The organism is Pedobacter sp. R-06 (assembly GCF_049913135.1).
Lineage (GTDB): Bacteria > Bacteroidota > Bacteroidia > Sphingobacteriales > Sphingobacteriaceae > Pedobacter.
The window spans coordinates 6,660,166-6,682,119 of the sequence record NZ_CP183977.1 but is presented as its reverse complement, the minus strand read 5'-3'; the positions used below and the strand labels follow the sequence as shown (position 1 = coordinate 6,682,119).

Sequence of the window (21,954 nt, the reverse complement as noted above, 5' to 3'; positions counted from 1 at the left end):
TGCGATTTCTATAATTTATTGGTTTACAGTGCCTATTCGAATTAAAGGGATGGTCCGTTTAGGGACTACGAATATTGAGAAAATTATCAACATTTTAAACAAAAATTTCAAATAAATCGTAACATACTGATAAGGAATATAGTAGCCCGCTTAACCTCAATTTTTTATGTTGATAACTATTTATTAACACTGGTTATCCACATTAACCATTATTTAACATCAATATACCCTCATCACTTCGAATTGCGGTTGAAAAAGCAAAATCTAAGCCATTTTAGGTACTAGTTAAGCGTTTTAGTCTTTTTTAATCTCGAATAAACTGAAAATCAAAGCCATAAGATAAATAAATTAATATTTAATTAAGTCGATCGCTTAAATTGATTTCTCATTATTTCATTATGCTTTGTTTTTGTATGAATTTTACGACACTCTAGCCCATTATTTTAAGATCAATGAACGAAGTATCTGTTCATTTTATCATCGTTTCATTAAAAGCAAAACACGTTTAATTTTAATCTGGAATAAACACAGAATCAAGGTGCTTAAACTCCTTTAGTAAACGCCAAAATTCCTCCTGAACACATCTGCAATTTCACCAAGAGTAGCATACTTTTCAACCGCATCTATAATCAATGGCATCAGGTTGTCTTCACCTTTAGCCACCTCATGTAATCTTTGCAATGCTTTTTCTACAGCGTCGTTATCGCGGCTTGTTTTTAAATCTTCCAGTTTTTCAGTTTGCAGTTTACGGATTGAATCATCAATAATAAAACCCTCTGTTAAGCCTTCTTCCTCCTGCGTAAACTTATTTACACCTACCGAGATCCTTTCGCCATTTTCAATTTCTTTTTGATATTGGTAAGCTGCATCAGCAATCTCATTTTGCATATAGTTGCTTTCGATGGCATTAACCGAGCCGCCCATTGCATCTATCCTTTCGATATAAGCCCAGGCAGCAACCTCTACTTCATCGGTTAAGCTTTCTACAAAGAACGATCCAGCCAATGGATCTACGGTGTCGGTAACGCCGCTCTCGAAGGCAATGATCTGCTGGGTACGTAAAGCAATTTTTGCAGCCGATTCGGTTGGAAGCGAAAGTGCTTCATCATAACCATTGGTATGTAAGGATTGGGTTCCGCCAAGAACTGCAGCCATAGCCTGATTGCTTACCCTGATTACATTGTTTAATGGTTGTTGAGCCGTTAAGGTCGAGCCTCCGGTTTGGGTATGAAACCTTAACATCTGCGCTTTTTCGTCTGTGGCCCCCAAATCTTTGGTAATTTTTGCCCACATCCGCCTTGCAGCCCTGAATTTAGCTATTTCTTCGAAGAAATTATTGTGGCAATTGAAGAAGAACGATAACCGTTTCGCAAACACATTAATATCCAAACCTTTATCTAAAGCGGCTTTTAAGTAGGTCTTACCATTAGCCAATGTAAAAGCAAGTTCTTGCACAGCGGTAGATCCGGCTTCACGAATGTGGTAGCCAGATATAGAAATGGTATTCCACTTCGGCACTTCCTTGCTACAGAACTCAAAAATATCGGTAATTAACCGCATGGATTGCTTTGGCGGATAGATATACGTGCCTCTTGCAGCATATTCTTTTAAGATATCATTTTGTATCGTCCCCGAAATCTGTTTTAAATCTGCACCTTGTTTTTTAGCCAGTGCAATATACATCGCCAGTAAAATTGAAGCTGTTGCATTAATGGTCATAGAGGTCGTGATGTCTTTTAGCTCAATACCATCAAATAAAATTTCAATATCCTTTAACGAATCGATAGCTACCCCCACCTTACCTACCTCTCCATCAGCCATTTCATGATCAGAATCGTAACCGATCTGTGTTGGAAGATCAAAAGCAACAGATAGGCCAGTTGTTCCCTGAGCCAATAAATAATGATAACGCTTATTTGATTCCTCAGCGGTTGAAAAACCGGCATACTGCCGCATCGTCCACAAGCGACCGCGGTACATATCCTTCTGGATTCCCCTGGTAAAAGGAAATTCTCCAGGCAGCTCTTCCATTGGCTTCGCCTCGGTATATAGTGCTTTTATTTCAATACCTGAAGTGGTGGTGTGCTTTTTTTCGCTCATAATTGGTTAGTTCATTAGTCCAGCTAAGTTGGGTAATTGTTGAAACTGGTTAATTGGTTAATTGTGCATGTTCCGTCTATCAATCTAACAATTAACCAGTTAACCTTCCTTAAAACAGCTTATGAATGTCCTTTTTAATCAACTCGATGGTTAAATCGTAAGGATTTTCATCAATACCCGCCATGTGCTGTAAAATTGCTTTACTCAACTCAATTCCATTTGCATCAGCAGGTAAACCTTGTACTGCATTATTAATCATGGCGATAGTATCGTCTTTTAATTTACGGACCACACTCCAGGTTACGCTATCTACATACAACTGTTGGGTAATATTATGTTGGTACTCTGAACGGATTTCATTTAAAACACCAGCCTGCAGCGTAGCAATGGCAATTCCTTGCTGGTGCAGGCGAACAAGCAGATTTGCAGGGTTAATACGATCGATAAATATGATTAGACGCTCGTGCGCCAGTAAGCGCAAAGGCAAAATATGTGCCCGGCTTTCTTTGTTCAACTCGATGGTTTTTAAGTTAAAGAAACGCTGGATATCGTTCTTTAAAATATAATAAACAGCCATTAGTGCCATGAAAATGCCTGCAAATAAGATCACTATATCAACTAAAATTTGTTGGGTATTCATAAGTATTGTTTAATTACGGTAATATTAACGGACCGTTAAAAGCAAAAATGTGCATTATTATTTATATTTGTAACAGATAAAATTTAAATAACATGAGCACAACAGTTGATACAGCATTTGCACCAGTTACTTTTTCGGAAGGAGCAGCTAAAGAGTTATATAAATTAAAGGATCAGCAGGAGATCAGTGAAGATTATGGATTACGTGTTGGCGTAGAAGGTGGCGGCTGTGCTGGCATGAATTACGTTTTAGGTTTTGATCAGAAAAAAGATGGCGATCAGGAATTTTTTATAGATGGTATTAAGGTTTTCATGAACAAAGCGCACCAAATGTACTTAATGGGCATGATGATCGATTGGCAGGATGGTTTAAATTCACGTGGTTTTACCTTCGTTAATCCTAACGCAACCAGTACCTGCGGTTGTGGCACGAGTTTCTCGGCATAAATAAAATATTATTGTAACATATAGTGCAGTCCCCTTGTCTAAACATCGGGACTTTTTTTATTTTTACAAGCTTTGCCCGCCAAACGCTTATCGCAATACTAAATGAATTACAGAGAAAACATCAGACTGGCATTAGAATCTATTAAAGCGAACCGCTTGCGTACTATGCTTACCGCCTTAATTATTGCCATTGGTTTAATGGCTTTGGTTGGGATTTTAACCACTCTGGATGCTGTAAAGAAAAGTATGACTGATGCTTTTAGTAGTATGGGGGCCAACTCTTTTACCATCAGAAACCGTGGTACGGGGATTAGAATTGGAAATGGCAAACGCCCAAAACCTTTTAAAGCTATCCGCTACGAAGATGCCGTTAAATTTAAAGATAGCCTGAATACACCTGCAACTGTTGCCGTAAGTGTGTTTGCCAGCGGTGGTTCTACCGTTAAATACGGGAGTTTAAAAACCAATCCAAATATTAATGTTCAGGGTATAGATGAAAACGGTTTAGCCTCTCAGGGATTAAATTTATCACAAGGAAGAAATTTTAGTGTCTCTGAAATACAACTCGGAAGCAACGTTTGTATTGTTGGAGGTGAAGTAGTTGAAAAATTATTTAAAGACTCCGACCCTCTGGACAAACTGATCAACGTAGGTAATAACCGCTTTAAAATTGTTGGCATATTAGAGAAAAAAGGATCGAGTATGGGCTTTAGCGGTGATAGGGCTGTCTATGTGCCTTTGCTAAAAGCCAAACAGATTAATGCTAATGCCAATCCATCTTACACCATAACGGTAATGGTACCCAGCAATGAGATGCAGGAAAACATTATTGGCGAATCTACTGCGCTATTCAGAAATATCCGCAAGGTAAAGGTGAACGAAACCAATAATTTCGAGATCACCAAGAGTGATGCCATTGCTCAAACTTTATTTGAAAATCTGGCCTTTGTGGCTATTGGTGGTGTTGCCATTGGAATTATAACCCTGATTGGAGCTTCAATCGGTTTAATGAATATTATGCTGGTTTCGGTTACTGAACGTACACGCGAAATTGGCATCCGTAAAGCTATTGGCGCAAACCCAAAAGTAATTCGCCGCCAATTCTTGATCGAGGCTGTGGTAATCTGTTTAATGGGTGGGGCCCTGGGTATTTTTCTGGGAATAGTTTTAGGAAACCTGATCTCCCTCGCTATGGGTGGTGCATTCTTAATCCCTTGGCTATTTATTATTGGTGGTTTTGTATTATGTGTATTTGTAGGAATCCTATCTGGATATTACCCTGCTAAAAAAGCATCAAAGCTAGATCCTGTAGAGGCATTGAGGTATGAATAGAGTTGGTTCACTATTTCATTGGTCAATGGTTCATTAGTTTCAATGGTCTAAGGAGTTAATTGTTCATTTGGTTGATGGTGTGTTGGTTCATGGTTGATAGCTTAAAGGGCTTAATTGATCATTGTTTGAATCGGTTACCTAAAAAAGTTAGCAGTTAGTCCATACTGGATTTACTCCGCTTGTAGATCCTGACCAGGTAGTAGCTACAAAGGCAATTGAAAATAATATTTATACTTGTAAAACAAGTTCAGGATGACGAAGCTTGTAATTGGCTACGAGCAAAAACCAATGAACGAATGACTAATGAACCAATGAACCTAAAGCAGTGCGTTATTCAATTGCGATTGGGTAAGTAATTGTTGCATTAATGGTGAGCTAAGGCTATCTTCAAGTGCCGCGGCATGTTTTAAATGGTGCATATCGCTTCCAACAAAATCGACCATGTGGTTTTCGACCATTTCTCCGGCTATTTTTTTTGCACCAGCACCATAATAACCTGTTAAAGCAATACCGTTCATTTGCAACAGGCAGCCGGTTTCTCTAATCTGATGATAGCTTTCGAAAGAATTGTAGTAGTAAGGGTAACGCTCAGGGTGCGCCAACACAGGTTGGTATCCGGCATCCTGCATCATCTTTATAAAATCGATCAGGTTCTGAGGCGCATTGATGTAAGATAGTTCGAACAAGAGGTAATTGTTCCCAAAAGTTAACACCTCCTTTTGCCTGATCTTCTTTTCAAGAGTTTCATCCAGGTAATATTCGGCAGCTGCATCAACTTCCAGATCCAGCTCGATTTCTTGCAAGCCTTTTCGCAATGTATCCAGGCCACGGTTGATGGTATCGGGCGTATTCCGAAAATAATCGGCCATGATGTGTGGCGTGGCAATTATCTTCTTATAACCCAAATCCTTAAATTTTTTGGCCAGAAGGAAAGAATCTTTAAGTGTTTGTGCACCATCATCAATCCCAGGAATAATGTGCGAGTGCATATCTGTGCCGATACCGGAGAAATTAAATTCGGGTGCTATTTTTTTCTTTTTAAATAATCCGAACATAATGGTAGATCATAGCTTTAACTTATCTCTTTTGGCAAATTGCTTGCCTCTGCTGCACCAGCTAATTTAGAGGAATAGATTTTATCGAGCAAATTATTTAAGTCTTCACTTAAATCAAACTGCAGGTCTTCGTGCAGTTTTTTGAATTTATTTATGGTTACCGCGACAGTTTTTAAGTAAAATATACTAAAAAGCATCATAAAATCGCGGTAACCAAAAATTGATTTCTTATAATCGAAAGGGATGGCATTGAGGATAAACAGCTTCAATTCTACTTCACCAACCGGATCTTTAGTCACTTTATAAAAATGATTAACGGAGGTGATCATCTTCCGAACCTTTACCAATGCCTCTTTGGCATTTAGTTTTTTCAGTTCCAGTACCTGTTCTTCCACGTCGGCTTTAATCCTTTCCTTCCGATCTTCCAAATCGGTTTCATCTTCTAACAATTTGTAATGAAGATGCTCTGTAAGCACTTTATCTTTGGCTACCAAACGCAGCAATAACTTGTCTTTTTCTTTGACAGGCAATTCTGTTATAGCAGTTTTTAGATCTTTATGCTCCGATAACTTCATTTAAAAAGGGTTAGCCTTGATGTATTTTTCCCATTCCCATGCAGAGCGCATCATCTCATTGATATCAAGATTGGCTTTCCAGCCCAACTCTTTATTCGATTTTTGAACGTCGCCATAAATCTGAACAATATCACCTGCTCTTCTTGGACCGATTTTATACTCAAGTTTTTCTCCGTTCACTTTTTCGAAAGCTGCAATAATTTCTAAAACCGAAGAGCCTTTACCGGTTCCGATATTGAAAACATCGTAATTACCGTTAGGATTTCCTTCTTCAAGTTTCTTAATCGCTGCAACGTGCGCTTTTGCCAGATCAACCACATGGATGTAATCGCGGATGGCAGAACCATCAGGAGTATCGTAATCGTCGCCATAAACCGTAATCGGACCACGTTTGCCAATAGCCGATTGAGTGATGAACGGAACCAGGTTGGCAGGAACACCATTTGGCAATTCGCCGATCAAAGCGGTTTCGTGCGCTCCAACAGGGTTGAAATAACGCAAAGCAATAACATTTAAGCTAGGAGTTACTGCAGCAGTTTCTGCCAATATTTCTTCGGCAATCTGTTTGGTATTTCCGTAAGGCGATTCGGCTTTCTGTACTGGTGCAGCTTCGGTTACCGGTAAAGTTTCTGGCTGACCATAAACGGTACAAGATGAAGAAAACACAAAATTAATCTTCCTGTTAAACGAAGTTAATAGGTTAATTAAACCGTAAAAATTGTTTTTATAATACTTTAAGGGTTGTTCTACCGATTCGCCAACAGCTTTTGATGCTGCAAAATGGATAATGCCATCAATATCAGTATTGTTTTCTGCAAATTCCTGAACTGCTCTATCATCCTGTAAATCCATTTCATGAAAATCGAACCATTTGCCGGTGATAGCATGAAGCTGGGTTAAAATTTTGATGTTCGAGTTAGAAAGGTTATCTACAATTACGACTTCGTATCCTGCGTTGTGTAACTCTACTGCTGTGTGCGAACCTATGTATCCTGTTCCACCAGTAACTAATATTTTTGCCATTTTAACGGTTAAATGTGGTAAAATCTTTATGATCTATCTTTTCCAAAGCCTCTGCAGGCAATGATTTAAAATATTCGTATGTAATTTTCAATCCTTCAGCACGGCCTACTTTTGGCTCCCATCCCAATATCGCTCTTGCTTTGGTAATATCCGGCCTGCGCTGTTTAGGATCATCCTGCGGAAGTTCTTTATAAACAATTTTCTGAGTGGTGCCCGTAAGTTTGATAATTTCCTCACAGAACTGCTTGATGGTAATTTCATCCGGATTACCAATGTTCACCGGCTGTGCATAATCGCTCATCAACAAACGGTAAATCCCTTCAATCAGGTCATCAACATAACAGAAAGAACGTGTCTGACTTCCGTCACCAAAGATAGTTAAATCTTCGCCTCTTAAAGCCTGTCCGATAAAAGCAGGTAAAACACGGCCATCATTCAGGCGCATTCTAGGCCCATAAGTATTAAAAATCCTCACGATCCTCGTTTCTACCCCATGAAAAGTATGGTAGGCCATGGTGATGGCTTCCTGAAAACGTTTGGCCTCATCGTAAACGCCACGCGGGCCAACCGGATTTACATTGCCCCAATATTCCTCTGGCTGAGGATTTACATTTGGATCGCCATATACTTCAGAAGTTGAAGCAATCAGCATCCTTGCATTTTTATTTCTGGCAAGACCTAAAAGATTATGGGTACCCAACGAACCTACTTTAAGTGTCTGGATCGGAATTTTAAGATAATCGATCGGACTTGCAGGTGAAGCAAAGTGTAAAATGTAATGAAGTTTGCCCGGAATATGTACAAATTTGGAAACATCATGGTTATAAAACTCAAAATTCTCCAGTTTGAACAGATGTTCGATATTTGCCATATCGCCCGTAATCAGGTTATCCATCCCGATAACATGATAGCCCTCTTTCACAAAACGATCACAAAGGTGAGAGCCTAAAAATCCGGCGGCACCTGTAATCAATATTCTCTTTTGACCCATTTTAATCTATTAGTTTTCTACCTATGCTGTTATAATAATAGCCAAGATCGATCATTTTTTGCAAATCGTACAAATTTCGACCGTCGAAAACCACTTTATTTTTTAAGATGTTGTCGATTTTGTCAAAATCAGGGTTACGGAAAACCGACCATTCTGTTGCAATCAACAGTGCGTCAGCACCTTCTAAAGCTTCGTATTGGTTTTTAGCATAGTTTACCTGATCGCCGATAACGTTTTTAACATTTGTCATCGCCTCTGGATCGAATACGGTAACGGTTGCGCCGTTCTTAACCAATGCATCGATAATATACAAGGCCGGTGCCTCACGGATATCGTCGGTTTCTGGTTTAAAAGCCAATCCCCAAAGCGCAAAGTGCTTGCCCTTGATGTCGCTTTTGTAATATTTAAGCACCTTATCAACCAGAATTGTTTTTTGTCTTTCATTAACCTCCATTACCGATTTCAGGATCTGAAAATCGTAAGCATAATCATCAGATGATTTTACCAGTGCCTGAACATCTTTCGGAAAACACGAACCGCCGTAACCTACCCCTGGAAAAAGGAAACGTTTACCGATACGGTCATCAGAGCCTATGCCCCTTCTTACCGAATCAACATCAGCACCTACCAGTTCGCAAAGGTTGGCAACCTCGTTCATGAAAGTGATTTTGGTAGCAAGGAAAGAGTTTGCCGCGTATTTAGTCAATTCAGAAGAACGCTCATCCATAAAAAGAATTGGGTTCCCCTGGCGTACGTAAGGGCCATATAGTTCAGTCATCAGCTTTTTCGCCCTTTCGCTTTTAGTTCCTAAAACTACGCGATCTGGTTTCATAAAATCGTCAACCGCTACACCTTCCCTTAAAAACTCGGGATTGGATACCACATCTACTTCAATCGAAGTATTTTCGGCAAAAACAGCCTTTACCTTATCGGCCGTTCCAACCGGAACAGTTGATTTATTTACGATGACCTTATACTCGGTAATCAGTTTTGAAATATCCTTTGCAGCGCCTAAAATATAAGAAAGATCAGCAGCACCATCTCCACCTGGAGGCGTTGGCAAAGCCATAAAAATAATCTGCGCATCTTTTACAGCATCTGCAAGGTTTGTGGTAAAAGTTAACCTTTCTTGTTCTATATTTCTATGGAACAAAAGATCTAAACCAGGCTCGTAAATCGGCACCTCGCCAGCCTGCATTTTTTTTACCTTCGCTTCATTAATGTCAACACATATTACATCATTTCCTGTTTCTGCTAAACAGGTTCCGGTAACTAAACCTACGTATCCGGTACCAATAACGGCTATCTTCATCTGTTAATTTATTAAACAATTAAATTGTTTTTCATCGGTTTTAATGAGCTCGCAAGCTCGGTTATTTTAGCTGCAATGGAGCAATCATAATCTGTCTATTTATTGTATTGAATGATAGGCCAAATTGCGATGACTCCATATATTTTTAAGCTTTTTAAATATATTCGTTTTATCTTGGCACGAAGATATGAAATTACACTAATGCTTTTGCTTTACATAATCGGAATTCGGCTTTACACTTTGCTTATCAGGATATTTTCATTATTCAATCCTAAGGCTAAACTGTTTATAAATGGCCGTAAAAACGTCTATACACAAATTGCCCAGAAAATTAATCCGAGCGAAAAACACATATGGTTTCATTTTGCTTCTTTGGGAGAATTTGAACAGGGCCGACCAGTTTTAGAAAAACTAAAATCGCTTTATCCGGCTAAAAAAATCGTAGTTACTTTTTTCTCCCCTTCAGGATACGAAATCAGAAAAAATTATGCCCTGGCCGATGTATTTTATCTCCCCATTGATACCGCAGCCAATGCCAAACGTTTTATCGCAAGCATTAATCCCGAAATGGCCATTTTTACCAAATACGAATTTTGGCATTTCTATTTTAAGGAATTAAAAGATCAGGGCATTCCTTTATATGTGATTTCAGGGATTTTCAGAGAAAGTCAGGCATTTTTTAAATGGTACGGTGGCTTTTACCGCAATATTTTAAAATCTGTTACTTACTTTTTTGTGCAAAATAAAGAAAGTGAGGATCTTTTAAAATCGATCGGGTTAAATAATGTCACCATAAATGGCGATACCCGTTTCGACCGTGTTTACGAAAATGCGCAATCGCCCAAGCAGCTTAACCTGATCGAAAGCTTTATTGGCAACGCCCCTACATTGGTTTGTGGAAGTACCTGGCCTGAAGATGAAAAAATATTATTGGCTTTACCTGAAAAATATTCCAGCTGGAAGTTTATTATTGCACCACACGAAATCCACGAAAGCCATATCGAAAGTATCGAGAAGCAGTTTCCAGTTGGCAGTATGCGGTTTTCAATTTTTAGTTCGTCTAATCAAGCGCCAAACGCCGAACACCAAACCCTCATCGTAGACAACATAGGCATGCTTTCTTCTCTCTATCAATATGGAAATGTAGCCTATATTGGTGGCGGTTTCGGAACGGGAATACACAACACTTTAGAAGCTGCTGCGTTTGGCTTACCTGTAATTTTCGGCCCGAAATACGATAAATTTCAGGAAGCGAAAGACCTAATCGCCATTGGTGCAGCCAAAAGCATTTCTACTACTGCAGAATTGATTGGTGCTTTTGAGGGTTTTGCAGAAAACAAAGATGCTGCGGAGCAGGCCAAACGATATGTTGGGGATAAAAAAGGGGCGACAGATCAGATTATTTCGATGATTACGAAATCAGATCAGCCTTAGCAATTTCTTCCACAATTTCGGGAATACCCTGATCAATCGAAACCGTTATCACATCTCGTTCATCAGCCTGAGGCTCTTCCAATGTTTCAAACTGGCTTTTCAATAAGCTGCTCGGCATATATTGATGAGAACGTTTAACAATCCGATCGTGGATTAAATCGAAATTTCCTTTTAAATAGACAAAGTGGATTGATGCATTATCAATTCTCAACAGATCACGGTAAGATTTTTTAAGTGCAGAGCAAGCAATAATGCAGCTTGTACCATGGGCAACATGTTCGCGACCAACTTTTGCAATCAATTGAAGCCAATCTAAACGATCAGCATCTGTTAACGGAATTCCGGCGGCCATTTTATCTACATTACGTTGCGAATGCAGGTTATCGCCATCTATAAATTCAGCATTTATTCTCGGAGCTAAAGCTTTACCAACTACAGTTTTACCACTTCCCGAAACGCCCATTAAAATAATAAAGCTCGCCATATTTAAACTATTTAACCATCCCGGCCAAAGCCTCGATAAATATAGGACTATCATTTAAACTTTCTACCAGCTGAACATGTTCGCCACCTAAAGCCTTAAACTCTTCGTGGTACTCTACAGTGATTTCGTAAAGCGTTTCCAAGCAATCGGCCACAAAAGCAGGACTAAAAACCAAAAGACGTTTTTTGCCTTCACCAGCCAATTTCTTCAACACATCGGTAGTATAGGGTTGCACCCATGGCTCTTTCCCTAAACGCGATTGGAAACAAACGGTATATTGATCTTTTGAGAGATTTAATTCTTTTGCAATTAATCTGGCGGTATCATGTCCTTGGGCAGAATAACAGAATTTATTGGTATCGTTTAATGTCTGGCAGCAATCGGCACTTTTTAAACAGTAACTTCCAGTATGATCGCATTTTAACAATTGACGCTCAGGTAAGCCATGGAAGCTGAACAAGACGTGATCATAACTTTCTACATGATGTTTTTTGGCATTTTCTGCAAAAACTTTAATCATCAACTCGTTATCATGGAATGAATTAATAAACGAAATTGGCGGAACCGTTGGCCATTTGCTCACCAGTTCCATTACCAGTTGCATTACTGAGCCGGTACTGGCAGAAGCATATTGAGGAAACATTGGGATGACCTGTATACTTTCTACTAAGCCTGCCTTTAAGTTTGCCAATGCCGATTCGATTGATGGGCTTTGGTAACGCATGGCAAGTTCTACATGATAATCGCCGCCCAATCTTTCCTGAAGCATTTTAGCCTGTAACCTACTGTAATACAATAGCGGTGAACCATTTTCATTCCAGATTTCTTTATATAATTTTGCTGTTTTAGGGCTACGGAAAGGAACAATAATACCTTTAACCAATAATGTCCTTTTCAATTTCGGGATATCGATTACCCGCTCGTCCATTAAAAATTGATCTAAGTATTTTCTAACATCTGCCGTCGCCGGACTATCAGGTGTTCCTAAATTTACCAGTAAAATTCCCTTTTTGCTCATCTATAAAGAATATGTTTCGTGGCGTAAATATCGCCTTTTTATTGTTTTTCCCTATGCTTAAAATGTGATTGCAAACATTTTTTAGTCAAAGAAGTGTTATTTCATACTTCCAAAGGCTATTGAGGAATAGCGTGTGAATCCATAGTGAAAGCTTCCGGTCATAAGTAGTTCAAATCATAAGCAATTATTAAAATTGAACTTTAATTCGCATCAATGTGCTGTCAGATGTTGCCATCTGATAGTTAAATCAAATAAAAATTATATGGAAATTAGTCAGTGTCGGATGGTAACATCCAACACCACGGATATTGAGGAATAGTGTGTGAATACATAGTGAAAACTTCCCGCCATAAGTAGTGCAAAATCATGAGCAATTATTAAAATTGAACTTTAAATCGCATCAATGTACTGTCAGATGTTGCCATCTGACAGTTCGAACAAGTAAAATATTATTTGAAAATTAGTGTCGGATGGTAACATCCAACACCACGACCACCACTATCGCTTCATTTTATGCAGCTGCCACCAGGGCATGCCTGGTTTTTGGTGATGTTCTAAATGATAGCCAAAAAAGTAGCAGGTAATGAAAGCAATAAAATGATTTTTCTGTAAGGTAGAAGAATGATATTCATTATTGTGCTCCCCTTTGTGTGGCAAATAGGTCCCGAAATAAAATAATTGAAAAGTGCTTAATAAGGATGGCAGTACCCAAAACAACAGCAGGTTCCTTTCATCGACCCAAATTTTAAAAACATTATAAGCTATGGCCATAATCACCAATTGGATTACCGTGACATAATTCAGCATGAAACGGAAATACCATTTCCAAAAGCCATGTGGTGCAAAATCCGGATCGTTTTCGGTATGTACATGACGGTGGTGCTGATGATGTTTCGCATACAAACGGTTATAAAAAAAACCTGCGTAGAGAAAAACGGAAAGATAGCCAATAAAATTATTTGCTTTTGGGTTCGGCGATATCGTTCCGTGCATAGCATCGTGGGCGGTGATAAACAGGCCTGTGTATAAATGCATCTGAACAACAATCATCAGATAAACCAAAGGATTGCTCCAGGTAAAATTCCATGTAAGCAAGAAATAAAGAGAAACAAACCAACAGGCAATTACGGTTAACGCAACCAGAATTCCGATATATGGATTTATAGTTTTCAATGCTTCTTTTAATTTATTTCGTCATGCTGAACTTGTTTTACAAGTAGAAATATTATTTTCAATTGCCTTGTAGCTACTACGTGGTCAGCATCTTTACTCGATGTATAGCCCCTGAACTAAATTCAGGGTGACGACTCATCAGAAAAACCTAGTATTTTTCCAAAGCAGCTTTAACCTTTTCCATTAGCCACATTGGTGTAGATGTAGCACCGCAGATGCCAACTTTATCGTTTTCGTTAAACCAGGCTTGATCTAACTCTTCAACATTCGAAATGAAATAAGAATTATCATTATGTTTTTTACAAACATCGTACAGCACTTTCCCGTTAGATGATTTCTTGCCCGATACGAAAACGATTTTATCGTAATGACTTACAAAATCTTCCAATTCTTCGTAACGGTTAGATACCTGCCTGCAAATGGTATCGTTAGCCTTAACTTCATAACCACGGCTCAACAATTCGTCTTTAATGTGATAGAATTTATCGGTGCTTTTGGTAGTTTGACTGTATAAAGTAAATTTAGCTGGTAATTCTACATTGTCTAGCTCAGCCAAATCCTGAAAAACGATTGCCTTACCATCGGTTTGTCCTTGTAGTCCGATTACTTCAGCATGGCCATGTTTACCAAAAATAAGTACTTGCTCATCATCGTCATGAGAGTTTTTGATCCTGTTTTGCAATTTCAGCACAACAGGACATGAAGCATCTATTAAAGTCAGGTTATTTTCTAGAGCCAGTTGATAAGTCGACGGCGCCTCACCATGTGCCCTGATCAAAACCTTTTCGTCCCTTAAGTTTTTTAATACTTCGTGATCGATGATTTTTAATCCGCGATTGGTTAAACGTTCCACTTCTTCATCGTTATGTACAATATCACCAAGGCAATATAAATAGCCTTCATTATCCAGAATATCTTCGGCCATTTCTATGGCATATACTACGCCAAAACAAAAGCCTGATGATTTATCGATGTTGACCTGTAAGTTTAAATTGCTCATTTTTTTCTTAGGATTAGTTATTTATCGTGGTAATGTCCCTTTGCAGAAATTACAAATACAGTAATAATCTCTTCATCGATTCTATAGACTAACCTATCTTTTTTATTTATTTGTCTTGACCAATAGCCTGAAAATCCAAATTTTAATTTTTCAGGTTTACCTATACCGGATGCCGGATGAATGCTTAACTCTATAAAAATTTGCTGGAGTTTTTTAATGGAAGCTTTATCTCCTGATTTATGTATTTCAGCCAATTGTCTTTTAGCTTGATCCGTAATGTCTACAAAATACTTTTCCATATATTTTGAACATCCTTAACCCTTGTTAAACGTCCATTTTTCACATCATCTTCCCCTTTAGCTATTTCATTTATAAATTCAGGGCTATAGCTTTTTTCTTTTTTAAAAGTTACATTCAAAGCCTGTAACACAGCCTCAACTGCCAAAAGTTGCTTTTTATTTTTAGGCTGTACGATTAGTGTTTCCATGCTATAAAATTAATTAAAATAGTATCACAAAATTAAGCAAAAATATTTGTTCCAGTTGTCATGTATAAGACAACAAAAAAGATTAGCTGCGAAGCAAACATAGTAGCCCCAATATATTTTTGTTGTTTTAAGCCCAAAGCATAGTAAAACTTTAACAATATTACCGAAACAATAAACCAGGCTACATAATTCTGAACAGGGATTTCATGCCAGTCCCACTGCCAGTAATTAAATTTCATGGCTACTGGTTCCAAAAAGAAATCGAACCCTATCAGTGTAAAAGCACCAAGAACCGAAGCCAAAATACTATGCCTTATTTTCATACTTTTCATCATTTGCCCAACACTGAAAATAAGGATCACCCAATTTACCCCCATTAGTAATGGAACTGCAGCAACTTTATACCCCAAGGTATCGCCGTAATAATAACTACCAAATATTTTTCCGGTATGCACGCCTAATACTTCCACTAAAAAGCCACAGAGAAACACACCCGAAACCAGTAACAATAAGCGTTTCACATCACCATTGTACGAAAAAACAATTACGGCAAACATCAGCAACAAATGAAAGGGTACCAGTTTGATAAAATAAGGCTGAGCAGCTGGGATTAAGAAACCAATCAAGCCCACCACATGAAAAACGATAATTAGTGCTAACGCAATCCTTTTAACTTTTAAATCGTTTTGATCGTTCTGCCCTTCCATGTGCTCGTTTTAAAAATATGTTTTTTTATAGAAATAAATGAAATTATTAAGAAGAACAACATCTGTAAGGGATGTAAAATCAGGTTTATCAAAACATTTTGTCCGGATAAATAAGAGATCATCATTCTACTTAGTACTATTAAAGTTAATGGTAATACAAGTAAAGCAACATTAAAGTTTAAGATTAAAATTACAGGCCCTACAGTTACCAAAAGCTGGTAAAGTAATAATATTATGATGTTATTACCAAAACCTGCCAGTAAATTTTTACTAAAACCGTTTAAGCTTTCGCCTAAATTCTTGTACATCCTGCAATAGATCAGTCCGTTGGCCAAAAGGGCCTCGGCATTAAATTTTTCCTGTTTTACCAATTTCATAATCTCCACATCTTCTACAACCTGGTGTTTAACCCGCTCGTGCCAACGGTTTTCTTTGTAATTATTGGCATTAAAAAACATACATTGTCCGCTTGCCGCTGCAAATGCCGGGTTTTTCGAAAGTTTAACCAATCGCAAAGGCAATAAATTTAGCAGTATAAAATGCATTAAGGGCACCGTTAACCACTCGCCTATCGATTTTATAGTTTGGTTGGTAAAAACACTTAACAAAGCCAGACCTCCGATTTCCATCCGGTTGATCAGGCTATTGATCAATCCTCTTTTTACTGATTCGTCTGCGTCGATAAACAAAAGATATTTCCCTGTAGCCAATTCACTAAGCTGGTGGCAGGCATAATTTTTCCCAAGCCAATTTTGAGGTAACTCTTTACCGCTTACCACTTTAAATTGCGGATTTGTAAGGCAAAAATTTTCGACTAGCCCGAATGTATTATCATCGCTGTTATCATCTAAAACAATAACCTCATAATTACTGTAATCCTGATTTTTTATAGAAACGAGTAATTCTAAAATATCTGCTGCTTCATTCCTCGCGGGAATTAGGATTGAAACCTTATCATGATAGTGTTTAACCACTCTAGGCAACTTCGGGTTAGAAAGAAAATTGAAAACAGTAACCGAAAACCTGATGACCAGGAAAATTAAAACGGCGTAAATAAAAATTGTCATTCAATTAGCTGAGTTTGTTTAATAACCGATTGATCGTAATGTTTATTATAAGCGCTTTTTAGTAATTGTAAACTTACATATTCTTCATTCTCCCAGTGCTGTAAATAAGTATAAGCAGAGGGCTTTCTTTTTGCAAAATAATCGATAAAGGTGGCGGCAAAAATAATATTGATTTTTTTTTGACTGGCATTAATCATCTGCATCACTCCTTTTTCGAAACTGATATTTTTTAGATGGTTCGAATATAATTTACCCTGGGGGAATACAAGTACTAAGTTTGCAGGATTATCTAACAGTTGGCCTGCATAATTAAGCGTTTCCAAAACATCTTTACCTTTATTTTCGGCAGCAAAAGCACCAAGATACTTTAGAAAACCAACTTTAGTATAGTTTTCGGCATTTACTAAAACGTGGAATTGCTTCTTAAATACTTTTTTATTGATGTAAAAGAGGAAAAAACCATCCCACCAGCTAAAATGATTGGCCAAAATCAATATGGCAGTATCTTGTTTAATTTCCACCTCGCCATAGTTAAAAGCCGAAAAATCTTTTTTGATGATAAACTGGATGTACCAGGAGAAAAAGCTAAAGATCAAATTATTTTTTCTGGGCTGATACATTTTGGGAAATTGCAAAAAATTGGGGTGAATTGCAAATTTAGTGGTTATAGTCCTCGTTTGTAACGAGGATTAGCGAGGTCCACATTTGTAATGTGCTATTATCTCTATTATTTTAACTCAAATATACCCGATCTTCTTCACCTTCCACATCCATTACTACATCTACATGCTCTTTTAAGATGGTAGCCAGTTCAAGACCAACAAAATCGGTGGCAATAGGGAAAATTTTATGGCTTCGATCAACCAAAACTACGGTGCGGATTTTTTTATGTGGGGTATTTAAGAAAACACCTAAACCATAAGCAAGCGTTTTACCACTGTTCAATACGTCATCAACAATAATGATCACCTTGTTTTTCCAATGGCTTTCATCCAGATCTGTTGAAGCAACCAGTTTACTGCTTTCCTTTTGCAGGTCGATACGCAATAAGGTGATCTTAAAGGCAGAAATTTTTTTAAGCACTTTTTCTAACCTTAACGCTAATTTGTAACCACGGTCCCAAATACCTGCAAGCACCACTTCTTTCTCGTTCAGGTTATCCTCTAAAATCTGATAAGCGATACGATCTATTTTCTGCTGAATTTGTTTCTTGTTGAGAATAAGTAATTGCGATGCCATTGTATAAAAGGATTGAATACAAAAAGAACGATTTTAAGGCTGAAATTCAAACTATTTGAAAAATAATTTCGATTGTTTGCAACGTTTTCATCAGAGATGCGTCTAATCTATAACCAAAACACAAAATCGAAGCCATCGTTGCCTAAATGCTGAGTAATGATCGCTTCAGAATCATTTAACGAAAAAACGACTATGAAAACCCTTATCAAATCATCCGCCATTTTATTTATTGTAGTAACCAGCTATATGGCTAAAGCGCAGGAAACTAAAAGTTTCACGGTTAAAAACTTCAATAGTATTGGAGTAAGTAGCGGTATCGATCTGTACCTCACCCAAGGTGGCAGCGAAAGTGTGAGTATAAAGTCGGATTCGGAGACATTAAAAGATATTGTTGTAGAGCAGAGTGGCAGCAATGTGACCATAAAGTTTAAAGATGGCATCAATTGGAGCGGCCTATTTAAAAACCGTTCCATTAAAGCTTATGTAAGTTTTAAAAGCCTAAGTGCAATAGCAGCATCGGGAGGATCAGATGTTTTTACACAAAATCAGATCAAAACAGATAAACTTGCTATTCGCTCGTCTGGTGGGTCAGATTTAAAATTGACGGTTGTATGCAACGATCTATCCATTCAATCAAGTGGTGGCAGCGATCTCGATTTAAAAGGCAAAGCAGAAAATATGACCATTCAATCTAGTGGAGGTAGTGATATCGACGCTTATGAATTAATTACAGATTATGCAAAAGTGCAGGCATCTGGTGGTTCTGATGTAAATCTTTATGTAAATAAAGGCTTAGAGGCCAGCGCAAGTGGTGGTGGCGATGTAAGTTATAAGGGAAATGCTTCACTTAAGAAAACATCAAGCTCAAAAAGTGGAGATGTACACCACGTAAATTAAAAGTTTAGTTTAGTTAATAATAATGCGCTGCTTTGTGGATACAAAGCGGCGTTTTTTATTCTGTGACTGCACAGATTAATAGATTACACAGATTCTGATCATTAAAGGCTAAGCAAGAAACCTTCAGCCTTTTTATCCTCTACTTTTTTTGTACGGGTAGTAAATAAAGTTGGCACCTTCCGGAACAATTACGAATACGCACATAAAATCCTCTGGTTTTTTATACACCTTTAAGAACGGCTCTTTTTTCTCCTTGCTGATGATTCCTTTTTGTACAAACTCTTCTAAAGTAGAAGCTTGTATTGTCCAATCGGTGTTAAGTTCTTCTTTGTTTAAGATAAGTTCGCCAATGTTCACCTCATGCTGATGTGCAATAAAAATTGGGTAGGCAGAGATGCCTTCAACCATAATCTCGATTGCAACTTCTTTAATCGCATCAGCATAGAACTCCAGGTCTTTTTCTAAACTTACCAGCGGACTTTCCTGCTTTTTTTGTGGTGTTCCGTTCTCTTCGGGCGTTGCGCCTAATAATTCTTCTCTATCCATTTCAAGGTAAAAGGTTTATGGTTTAAGGTGTAGGGTTTAATATGACAACATTTGATTTTAAGGCTATAGCCTTAAACCTTTTGCCTTACGCCTTCAACCTTAACAATACTACGTTCTCTACGTGCTGCGTGTGCGGAAACATGTCCACAGGTTTAATGCGCACCACCTCGTATTTCTCTTTCAGTAACTCTAAATCTCTTGCCTGTGTGGCTGCATTACAGCTTACATAAACAATTTTTTCAGACTCCATTTCAAGCAATCTCTGTACTACATCTGCATGCATACCAGCGCGCGGCGGATCGGTAATGACCACATCTGGTTTACCATGCGCCAGGATAAATTCTGAAGTAAGAATATCTTTCATATCTCCAGCATAGAAAATCGTATTATCGATGCCATTTAACGCTGAGTTAAACTTTGCATCTTCAATAGCGGTTGGCACATATTCTACTCCTACCACCTGCTTCACATTTTTTGCAATAAAATTTGCAATTGTTCCGGCACCAGTATATAAATCATAAACCAGTTCATCGCCTTTAAATCCAGCAAAATCCCTGGTAATTTTGTATAGTTCGAAGGCTTGTTCAGAATTGGTCTGATAAAAAGATTTCACCCCAATTTTAAAACGGATGCCATCCATTTCTTCGAAAATATGATCACGGCCAGAGAAAATCACTACATCCTGATCGAAAATAGTGTCATTCTTTTTTTGGTTAACAATATACAGCAAAGAGGTAATCTGTGGAAACTCATTTTTAAGAAAAGCCATCAAACCATCAACCTGTGCCTGTTCGGGATAAGCAAATACTACCGCAACCATCACCTCTCCTGTGCTAGAAGTACGGATAATCAGGTTACGCAAAACGCCTTCATGGTTACGCAGGTCGTAAAACGAAAGATCGTTTTCTAAAGCATATTTACGAACAGCGTTTCTAATCGAATTAGAAGGCTCATCCTGTAGATAACAATGCTCGATATCTAAAATTTTATCGAAACGCAATGGTACGTGAAAACCCAGTGCGTTCATATCAAAATCTTCATCGCGTTCTACATCGGTTTTTTCTAACCAACGTTTGTTTGAAAAAGTAAATTCTAATTTATTTCGGTAATATCTGTTTTTTTCTGAGCCTAAAATCGGTTCCGTTCCTGAGGTATCTATTTTACCTAAACGCTGTAAAGCCGCCTCAACATTTTTCTGTTTAAACTTTAATTGAGCATCGTAACCCATATGCTGCCATTTGCAACCGCCACAGGTTCCGAAATGAGGGCAAAAAGGATCAGTACGCAATGCTGATTTCTCATGAAGCTGATCGATTATTGCTTCAGCAAAATTCTTTTTCTTTTTGGTCAACCGAACATCTACCACATCACCAGGAACGGCCTTATCAACAAAAATGACCAATTCGTCAGCCTTACCAACACCTTTTCCCTCTTCAGCAATATCGATTATATGTACGTTTGGAACAATAGTTACCGTACCAGGTTTTCTTCTACTCATTATTTTGCAAAGATAGAAAAAAGAGGTTAAAGGTAGAAGGCAGAAAGGTGGAGGGTTTAAAACCCGGTTAATCAAGAAAGATTAGGCAATACTGTCTTGTTCGAACGAGGATTGTTCGTTAAGAAAAATTAGATTTCAAAATTATTTTCCAAAAAATTTAAATGCCGCGCCCCAAAAGCCATCTAACCAATTAAATTTCAGGTCAAATTTTTCATCCACCAGTACAGAAAATTCTAATATTTCTTTGCTCATGATAAAAAAACCTATCTATTTTAAGCAATAATACTAAATTTATACCAAAAACTAAAACGGTATAAATTAATTTTATGTTAATTTTACATCAAAAGGTTAAACCGCTCTTTTACAACAACCACAATCGCGATCGATTGATTTTCAGTCCCTTATTTGATAACTAAATAAAAATCCGTAACTTAAAGTATCATTCACATAAAAATGGAGGTTCATTATGAACGTTATCCGTAAAATTGAACATTGGGGAGATGTTCATCACTCAAAATGGCTAGATTATCTTAGGATCGTACTTGGCCTGATCATTTTTGGAAAAGGTGTTTCTTTTGTTAGCGACACGTCGGTTCTTCAGAACATGATTACACAAAACAACGTATTTGGTTTTTCGGGCATGCTTATCAGTGTCGCCATTCATGTTGTTGCATTTGCGCATTTAGTTGGGGGTGTTTTAATTACTTTAGGTTTAGTTACCCGCTTTGCTGTTGTAATTCAGATTCCAATCTTATTGTTTGCGGTGTTTTTTGTTAACCTTACGCCGGGCTTCTCCACACCGAATTCGGAATTGTGGTTTTCGGTATTGGTACTGTTTCTGCTTATCATGTTTTGGGTAGTAGGTTCAGGCCCGTTATCGGTTGATGAAGGGTTGAAACGCAAAACTGGCAAGCGGTACGCCTAGACAAG

Annotated in this window: 25 protein-coding genes; 5 read left to right on the top strand and 20 right to left on the bottom strand. The window is 37.9% G+C overall.

What is annotated here, in order from left to right:
• Positions 1–552: 552 nt before the first annotated feature.
• Positions 553–2,100: an acyl-CoA mutase large subunit family protein gene (locus tag ACN9MR_RS27435; RefSeq protein ID WP_426327594.1), complete on the bottom strand. Its 1,548-nt coding sequence runs from the start codon at positions 2,098–2,100 to the stop codon at positions 553–555.
• Positions 2,101–2,209: 109 nt separating this feature from the next.
• On the bottom strand, positions 2,210–2,740 hold the full coding sequence (locus tag ACN9MR_RS27430) for a hypothetical protein (RefSeq protein ID WP_426327593.1): 531 nt from the start codon (positions 2,738–2,740) through the stop codon (positions 2,210–2,212).
• Between the two features lie 92 nt (positions 2,741–2,832).
• Here ACN9MR_RS27430 and ACN9MR_RS27425 point away from each other — a divergent pair, with 92 nt between their 5' ends.
• Positions 2,833–3,186: a HesB/IscA family protein gene (locus ACN9MR_RS27425; protein ID WP_057931114.1), complete on the top strand. Its 354-nt coding sequence runs from the start codon at positions 2,833–2,835 to the stop codon at positions 3,184–3,186.
• 102 nt (positions 3,187–3,288) lie between these two features.
• Complete coding sequence (locus tag ACN9MR_RS27420; protein WP_426327592.1) at positions 3,289–4,518, top strand: ABC transporter permease; 1,230 nt, start codon at positions 3,289–3,291, stop codon at positions 4,516–4,518.
• A 317-nt stretch (positions 4,519–4,835) separates the two neighbouring features.
• Here the strand turns inward: ACN9MR_RS27420 and ACN9MR_RS27415 are convergent, their stop codons facing one another.
• From ACN9MR_RS27415 to ACN9MR_RS27395, 5 genes are read right to left on the bottom strand one after another with little or no spacing between them, the layout of a single operon-like run.
• Positions 4,836–5,573, bottom strand: a complete 738-nt coding sequence (locus ACN9MR_RS27415) for a tyrosine-protein phosphatase (RefSeq protein ID WP_426327591.1) — start codon at positions 5,571–5,573, stop codon at positions 4,836–4,838.
• Positions 5,574–5,590: 17 nt separating this feature from the next.
• Complete coding sequence (locus tag ACN9MR_RS27410; RefSeq protein WP_029275640.1) at positions 5,591–6,148, bottom strand: hypothetical protein; 558 nt, start codon at positions 6,146–6,148, stop codon at positions 5,591–5,593.
• Entirely contained in the window at positions 6,149–7,171 is a 1,023-nt protein-coding gene (galE, locus tag ACN9MR_RS27405; protein WP_426327590.1) for a UDP-glucose 4-epimerase GalE, read from the bottom strand. It lies immediately after the preceding gene.
• A gap of 1 nt (position 7,172) precedes the next feature.
• Complete coding sequence (locus ACN9MR_RS27400) at positions 7,173–8,162, bottom strand: UDP-glucuronic acid decarboxylase family protein (protein ID WP_057931119.1); 990 nt, start codon at positions 8,160–8,162, stop codon at positions 7,173–7,175.
• A 1-nt stretch (position 8,163) separates the two neighbouring features.
• Positions 8,164–9,474 carry a UDP-glucose dehydrogenase family protein gene (locus tag ACN9MR_RS27395; protein ID WP_426327589.1) on the bottom strand — a complete coding sequence of 437 codons (1,311 nt, stop codon included), beginning with the start codon at positions 9,472–9,474 and terminating at the stop codon, positions 8,164–8,166.
• A gap of 174 nt (positions 9,475–9,648) precedes the next feature.
• Between ACN9MR_RS27395 and ACN9MR_RS27390 the strand changes: the two genes are divergently transcribed.
• Positions 9,649–10,908: a 3-deoxy-D-manno-octulosonic acid transferase gene (locus tag ACN9MR_RS27390; protein ID WP_426327588.1), complete on the top strand. Its 1,260-nt coding sequence runs from the start codon at positions 9,649–9,651 to the stop codon at positions 10,906–10,908.
• Here the strand turns inward: ACN9MR_RS27390 and ACN9MR_RS27385 are convergent.
• The 10 genes from ACN9MR_RS27385 to ACN9MR_RS27340 all read right to left on the bottom strand — a co-directional run bounded on the left by ACN9MR_RS27385 (position 10,886) and on the right by ACN9MR_RS27340 (position 18,083).
• A complete protein-coding gene (locus ACN9MR_RS27385) occupies positions 10,886–11,392 on the bottom strand; it encodes a gluconokinase (RefSeq protein ID WP_426327587.1) in 507 nt (168 codons plus the stop codon). The two genes, ACN9MR_RS27390 and ACN9MR_RS27385, sit on opposite strands and share 23 nt — an antisense overlap.
• Positions 11,393–11,399: 7 nt before the next feature.
• Positions 11,400–12,410, bottom strand: a complete 1,011-nt coding sequence (gene hemH, locus ACN9MR_RS27380) for a ferrochelatase (RefSeq protein WP_426327586.1) — start codon at positions 12,408–12,410, stop codon at positions 11,400–11,402.
• A 498-nt stretch (positions 12,411–12,908) separates the two neighbouring features.
• Positions 12,909–13,583, bottom strand: a complete 675-nt coding sequence (locus tag ACN9MR_RS27375; RefSeq protein WP_426327585.1) for a fatty acid desaturase — start codon at positions 13,581–13,583, stop codon at positions 12,909–12,911.
• Positions 13,584–13,731: 148 nt separating this feature from the next.
• Positions 13,732–14,583, bottom strand: coding sequence for a 4-hydroxy-3-methylbut-2-enyl diphosphate reductase (locus ACN9MR_RS27370; protein ID WP_426327584.1), 852 nt, complete (start codon positions 14,581–14,583; stop codon positions 13,732–13,734).
• A gap of 17 nt (positions 14,584–14,600) precedes the next feature.
• Complete coding sequence (locus ACN9MR_RS27365; RefSeq protein WP_426327583.1) at positions 14,601–14,882, bottom strand: Txe/YoeB family addiction module toxin; 282 nt, start codon at positions 14,880–14,882, stop codon at positions 14,601–14,603.
• On the bottom strand, positions 14,864–15,070 hold the full coding sequence (locus ACN9MR_RS27360) for a DUF2683 family protein (RefSeq protein WP_426327582.1): 207 nt from the start codon (positions 15,068–15,070) through the stop codon (positions 14,864–14,866). Before ACN9MR_RS27360 ends, ACN9MR_RS27365 begins: the two co-directional genes overlap by 19 nt.
• Before the next feature lie 32 nt (positions 15,071–15,102).
• Entirely contained in the window at positions 15,103–15,777 is a 675-nt protein-coding gene (locus tag ACN9MR_RS27355) for a carotenoid biosynthesis protein (RefSeq protein ID WP_426327581.1), read from the bottom strand.
• The gene (locus ACN9MR_RS27350; RefSeq protein WP_426327580.1) at positions 15,747–16,844 is read right to left on the bottom strand and encodes a glycosyltransferase; all 1,098 of its coding nucleotides are present in this window, start codon (positions 16,842–16,844) and stop codon (positions 15,747–15,749) included. The genes ACN9MR_RS27355 and ACN9MR_RS27350 overlap by 31 nt, the downstream gene beginning before the upstream one ends.
• A complete protein-coding gene (locus ACN9MR_RS27345; protein WP_426327579.1) occupies positions 16,841–17,464 on the bottom strand; it encodes a 1-acyl-sn-glycerol-3-phosphate acyltransferase in 624 nt (207 codons plus the stop codon). Before ACN9MR_RS27345 ends, ACN9MR_RS27350 begins: the two co-directional genes overlap by 4 nt.
• Before the next feature lie 112 nt (positions 17,465–17,576).
• Positions 17,577–18,083 carry a phosphoribosyltransferase family protein gene (locus ACN9MR_RS27340; protein WP_426327578.1) on the bottom strand — a complete coding sequence of 169 codons (507 nt, stop codon included), beginning with the start codon at positions 18,081–18,083 and terminating at the stop codon, positions 17,577–17,579.
• A gap of 192 nt (positions 18,084–18,275) precedes the next feature.
• On the opposite strand from ACN9MR_RS27340, the gene ACN9MR_RS27335 reads away from it, so the two are divergent.
• Positions 18,276–18,980, top strand: coding sequence for a head GIN domain-containing protein (locus ACN9MR_RS27335; protein ID WP_426327577.1), 705 nt, complete (start codon positions 18,276–18,278; stop codon positions 18,978–18,980).
• Between the two features lie 132 nt (positions 18,981–19,112).
• On the opposite strand, the gene ACN9MR_RS27330 is transcribed toward ACN9MR_RS27335, so the two are convergent.
• The 3 genes from ACN9MR_RS27330 to ACN9MR_RS27320 form a co-directional block, all read right to left on the bottom strand.
• On the bottom strand, positions 19,113–19,526 hold the full coding sequence (locus tag ACN9MR_RS27330; RefSeq protein WP_426327576.1) for a hypothetical protein: 414 nt from the start codon (positions 19,524–19,526) through the stop codon (positions 19,113–19,115).
• Between the two features lie 85 nt (positions 19,527–19,611).
• On the bottom strand, positions 19,612–21,024 hold the full coding sequence (gene rlmD / locus ACN9MR_RS27325; RefSeq protein ID WP_426327575.1) for a 23S rRNA (uracil(1939)-C(5))-methyltransferase RlmD: 1,413 nt from the start codon (positions 21,022–21,024) through the stop codon (positions 19,612–19,614).
• Between the two features lie 141 nt (positions 21,025–21,165).
• On the bottom strand, positions 21,166–21,276 hold the full coding sequence (locus ACN9MR_RS27320; RefSeq protein ID WP_029275619.1) for a hypothetical protein: 111 nt from the start codon (positions 21,274–21,276) through the stop codon (positions 21,166–21,168).
• A gap of 214 nt (positions 21,277–21,490) precedes the next feature.
• Here ACN9MR_RS27320 and ACN9MR_RS27315 point away from each other — a divergent pair, with 214 nt between their 5' ends.
• Entirely contained in the window at positions 21,491–21,949 is a 459-nt protein-coding gene (locus tag ACN9MR_RS27315) for a DoxX family protein (protein WP_057931136.1), read from the top strand.
• The last annotated feature ends 5 nt before the right edge of the window (positions 21,950–21,954 follow it).

Excerpts from the sequence above, each read along its gene's own strand:
- ACN9MR_RS27360 (WP_426327582.1), bottom strand. The coding sequence starts at position 15,070 with ATGGAAACACTAATCGTACAGCCTAAAAATAAAAAGCAACTTTTGGCA.
- ACN9MR_RS27430 (WP_426327593.1), bottom strand. The coding sequence starts at position 2,740 with ATGAATACCCAACAAATTTTAGTTGATATAGTGATCTTATTTGCAGGC.
- ACN9MR_RS27395 (WP_426327589.1), bottom strand. The coding sequence starts at position 9,474 with ATGAAGATAGCCGTTATTGGTACCGGATACGTAGGTTTAGTTACCGGA.
- ACN9MR_RS27435 (WP_426327594.1), bottom strand. The coding sequence starts at position 2,100 with ATGAGCGAAAAAAAGCACACCACCACTTCAGGTATTGAAATAAAAGCA.
- ACN9MR_RS27420 (WP_426327592.1), top strand. The coding sequence starts at position 3,289 with ATGAATTACAGAGAAAACATCAGACTGGCATTAGAATCTATTAAAGCG.
- ACN9MR_RS27320 (WP_029275619.1), bottom strand. The coding sequence starts at position 21,276 with ATGAGCAAAGAAATATTAGAATTTTCTGTACTGGTGGATGAAAAATTT.
- ACN9MR_RS27370 (WP_426327584.1), bottom strand. The coding sequence starts at position 14,583 with ATGAGCAATTTAAACTTACAGGTCAACATCGATAAATCATCAGGCTTT.
- hemH (WP_426327586.1), bottom strand. The coding sequence starts at position 12,410 with ATGAGCAAAAAGGGAATTTTACTGGTAAATTTAGGAACACCTGATAGT.
- ACN9MR_RS27330 (WP_426327576.1), bottom strand. The coding sequence starts at position 19,526 with ATGGATAGAGAAGAATTATTAGGCGCAACGCCCGAAGAGAACGGAACA.
- ACN9MR_RS27335 (WP_426327577.1), top strand. The coding sequence starts at position 18,276 with ATGAAAACCCTTATCAAATCATCCGCCATTTTATTTATTGTAGTAACC.
- ACN9MR_RS27315 (WP_057931136.1), top strand. The coding sequence starts at position 21,491 with ATGAACGTTATCCGTAAAATTGAACATTGGGGAGATGTTCATCACTCA.
- ACN9MR_RS27410 (WP_029275640.1), bottom strand. The coding sequence starts at position 6,148 with ATGAAGTTATCGGAGCATAAAGATCTAAAAACTGCTATAACAGAATTG.
- ACN9MR_RS27385 (WP_426327587.1), bottom strand. The coding sequence starts at position 11,392 with ATGGCGAGCTTTATTATTTTAATGGGCGTTTCGGGAAGTGGTAAAACT.
- rlmD (WP_426327575.1), bottom strand. The coding sequence starts at position 21,024 with ATGAGTAGAAGAAAACCTGGTACGGTAACTATTGTTCCAAACGTACAT.
- ACN9MR_RS27425 (WP_057931114.1), top strand. The coding sequence starts at position 2,833 with ATGAGCACAACAGTTGATACAGCATTTGCACCAGTTACTTTTTCGGAA.
- ACN9MR_RS27345 (WP_426327579.1), bottom strand. The coding sequence starts at position 17,464 with ATGTATCAGCCCAGAAAAAATAATTTGATCTTTAGCTTTTTCTCCTGG.
- ACN9MR_RS27365 (WP_426327583.1), bottom strand. The coding sequence starts at position 14,882 with ATGGAAAAGTATTTTGTAGACATTACGGATCAAGCTAAAAGACAATTG.
- ACN9MR_RS27350 (WP_426327580.1), bottom strand. The coding sequence starts at position 16,844 with ATGACAATTTTTATTTACGCCGTTTTAATTTTCCTGGTCATCAGGTTT.
- ACN9MR_RS27415 (WP_426327591.1), bottom strand. The coding sequence starts at position 5,573 with ATGTTCGGATTATTTAAAAAGAAAAAAATAGCACCCGAATTTAATTTC.
- ACN9MR_RS27400 (WP_057931119.1), bottom strand. The coding sequence starts at position 8,162 with ATGGGTCAAAAGAGAATATTGATTACAGGTGCCGCCGGATTTTTAGGC.
- ACN9MR_RS27340 (WP_426327578.1), bottom strand. The coding sequence starts at position 18,083 with ATGGCATCGCAATTACTTATTCTCAACAAGAAACAAATTCAGCAGAAA.
- galE (WP_426327590.1), bottom strand. The coding sequence starts at position 7,171 with ATGGCAAAAATATTAGTTACTGGTGGAACAGGATACATAGGTTCGCAC.
- ACN9MR_RS27355 (WP_426327581.1), bottom strand. The coding sequence starts at position 15,777 with ATGGAAGGGCAGAACGATCAAAACGATTTAAAAGTTAAAAGGATTGCG.